The sequence below is a fragment of the Acidovorax sp. KNOB132 genome (genome assembly GCF_057541515.1).
This window is the reverse complement of sequence record NZ_BAAJYT010000304.1, coordinates 1-4,077: the sequence shown is the minus strand read 5'-3', so window position 1 is coordinate 4,077 and position 4,077 is coordinate 1. Positions and strand designations below refer to the sequence as shown.

At 70.6% G+C, this 4,077-nt stretch carries 5 protein-coding genes; 4 read left to right on the top strand and 1 reads right to left on the bottom strand.

From position 1 onward, the window contains the following. The 4 genes from AC27IO_RS21410 to AC27IO_RS21395 all read left to right on the top strand — a co-directional run. Window positions 1-709: MFS transporter (locus AC27IO_RS21410; RefSeq protein WP_498740660.1), on the top strand; the 709-nt coding region annotated here is incomplete at its 5' end. Between the two features lie 181 nt (window positions 710-890). Further along, on the top strand, window positions 891-1,607 hold the full coding sequence (locus AC27IO_RS21405; RefSeq protein ID WP_284427522.1) for a response regulator: 717 nt from the start codon (window positions 891-893) through the stop codon (window positions 1,605-1,607). 3 nt (window positions 1,608-1,610) lie between these two features. Further along, the gene (locus tag AC27IO_RS21400) at window positions 1,611-2,831 is read left to right on the top strand and encodes a HAMP domain-containing sensor histidine kinase (RefSeq protein WP_284430298.1); all 1,221 of its coding nucleotides are present in this window, start codon (window positions 1,611-1,613) and stop codon (window positions 2,829-2,831) included. Window positions 2,832-3,067: 236 nt separating this feature from the next. After that, on the top strand, window positions 3,068-3,523 hold the full coding sequence (locus AC27IO_RS21395) for a hypothetical protein (protein ID WP_498740657.1): 456 nt from the start codon (window positions 3,068-3,070) through the stop codon (window positions 3,521-3,523). Window positions 3,524-3,611: 88 nt separating this feature from the next. On the opposite strand, the gene AC27IO_RS21390 is transcribed toward AC27IO_RS21395, so the two are convergent. Next, the coding region (locus AC27IO_RS21390; protein ID WP_498740655.1) for a glycosyltransferase at window positions 3,612-4,077 on the bottom strand (466 nt) is incomplete at its 5' end.

Below are 4,077 nucleotides of genomic sequence, written 5' to 3'. Positions count from 1 at the left end.
CTCGATGCTGGTGGGCACCGCGACCGTGCTGCTGTCGCGCGAGCCCGTGCCGCGCCCGCTGCCGCCCGCGCGCAACCCGGCCGAGTGGCTGCGCGGCGCGCTGGTCGATCCGTTCGCGGACTTCATCGGGCGCTACCGCTGGCAGGCGGCGCTGATCCTGGCGCTCATCGCCGTGTACCGCATCAGCGACGTGGTGATGGGCATCATGGCCAACCCGTTCTACGTGGACATGGGCTACACCAAGGACGAGGTCGCCGCGGTCACCAAGGTGTTCGGCGTGCTGATGACGCTGGCCGGCGCCTTCGTGGGCGGCGTGCTGTCCATGCGCCTGGGCGTGATGCGCGTGCTGATGCTGGGCGCGGTGCTCAGCGCCTGCAGCAACCTGCTGTTCGCCTGGCTGGGCCTGCGCGGGCACGACGTGACGGGGCTGGTCTTCGTGGTGTCGGCCGACAACCTGGCGGGGGGCATCGCGTCGGCGGCGTTCATCGCCTACCTGTCCAGTCTCACCAACGTGCAGTATTCGGCCACGCAGTACGCGCTGTTCAGCTCCATGATGCTGCTGGCGCCCAAGTGGATCGCGGGCTTTTCGGGGCGCTTCGTGGACGCCTTCGGCTACACCGAGTTTTTCGTGGGGACGGCGCTGCTGGGACTGCCGGTGCTGGTGCTGGTGGCGCTGGCGTCCAGGATCGAAACGCCCCCACGCCGTTGATTTTCATGCCGTCGAAGCTATCAATTCAGTAGCACATGGAGCACACCACGCCGGCCCGGCCTGCGCGGCCGCAAAATGGCCCTGGCTGGGGGCATGCCCCTGGTTTACCTAACTTTACGGGGACTTCAACGCAACGACGCCCCCCGGCGCGACGATGAAGCCTCCCCCAAGGACACCCGCCATGAGCTCTCAACTGTTGATGATCGAAGACGACTTCCGCCTCGCCCAGATGGTGGGGGAATACCTCGGCCAGTCGGGCCTGGAAGTGACGCACATGGCCGATGGCAAGAGCGGCATGGCGCGCCTGCAGGGGGGCGATGCGGGGCCCCTGCCCGACCTGGTGATCCTGGACCTCATGCTGCCGGACATGGACGGGCTCGAAGTGTGCCGCCGCATCCGCTCGCTGCAGGGGCCGGCGGCGCAGGTGCCGGTGCTCATGCTGACCGCCAAGGGCGACCCGATGGACCGCATCATCGGCCTGGAGCTGGGCGCCGACGACTACCTGCCCAAGCCGTTCGAGCCGCGCGAGCTGCTCGCCCGCATCCGCGCCATCCTGCGCCGGCGCACCGACGGCGGCACGCCCGCCGCGCAGGTGCTGCGCTTCGGCTCGCTGGAGATCGACCGCGACGCGCGCACCGTCACCGTGAGCGGGCAGCCGGCCGAGCTCACCTCCTACCAGTTCGACCTGCTGGTGGCGCTGGCCGAACGCGCGGGCCGCGTGCTCACGCGCGACCAGATCATGGAGGCCGTGCGCGGCCGCGAGCTGGAGGCCTTCGACCGCTCCATCGACGTGCACATGGGCCGCATCCGCGCCGCGATCGAGCAGGACGCCAAGAACCCCCGCCGCATCCTCACGGTGCGCGGCGTGGGCTATGTGTTCGCCAAGCAGCAAGACTGACCCATGTCCAACCCGTTTTCCCGGCGCCTCTATCTGCGCATCTGGCTGGCCGTGGTGGTGGGCGTGGCCGTGCTCACCCTGGCCGTGGGATGGGCCTGGCGCATCGCCTCGGACCAGAACGCGCAGACGCCCCCCACCCCGCCCGCCCGCGAGATGGTGCTGATCAACGGGCGCGGCGAGCCGGTGCTGCGCGGGCTGGCCACGCGCATCCCGAACGGGCCGGCCGAGGGGCTGGAGTTCCGGGTGGAGGCCGAGGGCGGCGAGGTGTTCTCGCTGCAGATGGCGCCGCGCCCGAAGCCGCCTGGCCCCGACCGGCGCGGCGAGGTGGCGTTCTGGACGCGCCCGCCGTTCGGCTTCCTCTGGATGCTGGGCCTGGTCGGCGTGGCCGTGGCCGTGGGCGTGTTCCCCATCATCCGGCGGCTGCTGCAGCGGCTGGAGACCTTGCAGCGCGGCGTGCAGCGCTTCGGCGAAGGCGATCTGTCCGTGCGCGTGGCCGAGACCGGGCATGACGAAGTGGCCGATCTGGCGCGCCAGTTCAACGCCGCGGCCGCGCGCATCGAGACGCTCGTCAAATCCCACAAGTCGCTGCTGGCCAATGCCTCGCACGAGCTGCGCTCGCCGCTCACGCGCATCCGCATGGGGCTGGAACTGATGCAGGGCTCGGCCCCGTCCCCGGCGTTCCGCGACGAGATCCTGCGCAACATCGCCGAGCTGGACCAGCTGGTGGACGAGATCCTGCTCGCCAGCCGCCTGGACGCGCGCGAGGCGGACATGGGCACCATCGAACTGGTGGACCTGCTGGGCCTGGCGGCCGAGGAGTGCGTGCGGGTGGATGCCGAGCTGGAAGCCGGCGCCGCCAGCGCGGACGGCCTGGAGGTGAACGGCGTGGCCAAGCTGCTGCGCCGCGCCCTGCGCAACCTGCTGGAAAACGCCCGCCGCTACAGCCAGGGCGACATCACGGTGGGGCTGCAGCGCACCGGCACCCACGCCGAAGTGCGCGTGTGCGACCAGGGCCCCGGCGTGCCGCCGGCCCAGCGCGAGCGCATCTTCGAACCCTTCTACCGGCTGCCCGGCGCCAGCGAGCGCGCCGGCGGCGTGGGCCTGGGGCTCGCGCTGGTGCGGTCCATCGCGGAACGCTCGGGCGGCACGGTGCGCTGCGAAGACCGCCCCGATGGCGAGAGCGGCGCCTGCTTCGTGCTCAGCCTGCCGTTGGCGAGCGCCTGACCTCCCTGCGAGGGCGCGGCACGCGCCACGCGCCACGCTAGCGTCGGCATACCCCCGGGGTCGCCATCACGCGAATGCGCCCGCTGTTGCGCATGGTCACATCTGTTTCGTTCGTTCTGCGGCTTGGCCCCGGGATCCGGGTGGCTTCGGAAGGCGGTTTCCCTTATCCTGCATTCCGCCCAACGGAATACCCGACCGAGGGGTCCACTTTGCTCACCGATCCACCCCGTTCCACCATGGCAGTCAAAGACATCCGGGTCATCCACACCCTCGGGCCGGCCGGCACCAACTGCGAAGCCGCAGCCCACGAATGGTTCCGGCGCAACGGCCGCAAAGGCACCGTGCACCTGCACCCCACCTTCGAGATCGCCGCGGAGTCGCTCCATGACGACCCGGCCATCGCGGTGCTGGGGTGCGTGGCGTATCCCGACCTGCACAAGCTCGTGTTCTCCAACCTGAACCGCTTCCAGATGGTGGATGTCTTCGTGATGCCCACTTTCAACATGATCCTGGCATCGCGCACGGGCGAGGCGCCCCGCACCATCTCGACCCATCCCGCGCCGCAGCAGCTGGCGCCCCCCGGCACGGAGCTGTGCTTCGTCAACAGCAATGCGCAGGCCGCCGTGGAATGCCGGCACGGCCGCACGGACGGCTGCATCACCACCGCCAAGGCGCCCGGTCGCTGGGACTGAAGGTGATCCAGGACTTCGGCCCGGTGCCGATGGGGTTCACGGTTCACGCGGCGGTCTGAGCGCAGCGCGGCGCAGCGCCCGCCCCGGCTCAGTTGCGCCAGGCGAGCGAGCGGGCCTCGCCCTGGATCACGGGCGCCTGGGCATTGAGCGTCTCACCCGCCAGCACACGCTCGTACATGCGCAGGTAGTCGCGCGCCATGCGCTCGGCGCCGAAGTGGCGCACGGCATGGTCGTGGCAGGCCCGGGGGTCGAAGCGGTTGGCGCGCACCGCCTCGGCCAGGGCACTGGCGTTGTCCGCCAGCACGCCGCATTCGGCGGGCACCAGTTCCGGCAGCGCGCCGTAGGGCGTCGAGAACACGGGGCAGCCGAAGTACAGGCTCTCGATGACGGCCAGGCCGAAGGGCTCGTGCCAGCGCACCGGAAAGATCAGCCCGCGCGAGGCGTTGAGCCGCTCGGTCTTCTGCGCGCCGCCCACCATGCCGAAGAAATGGATGCGGCGCGACAGCGTCCACCGGAAGCCCCGGCGGAAATTGATGCGGTCGCCGCCCAGCACG

Coding starts and splice junctions, on each gene's coding strand:
- AC27IO_RS21405 (WP_284427522.1), top strand. CDS start 891: ATGAGCTCTCAACTGTTGATGATCGAAGACGACTTCCGCCTCGCCCAG.
- AC27IO_RS21400 (WP_284430298.1), top strand. CDS start 1,611: ATGTCCAACCCGTTTTCCCGGCGCCTCTATCTGCGCATCTGGCTGGCC.
- AC27IO_RS21395 (WP_498740657.1), top strand. CDS start 3,068: ATGGCAGTCAAAGACATCCGGGTCATCCACACCCTCGGGCCGGCCGGC.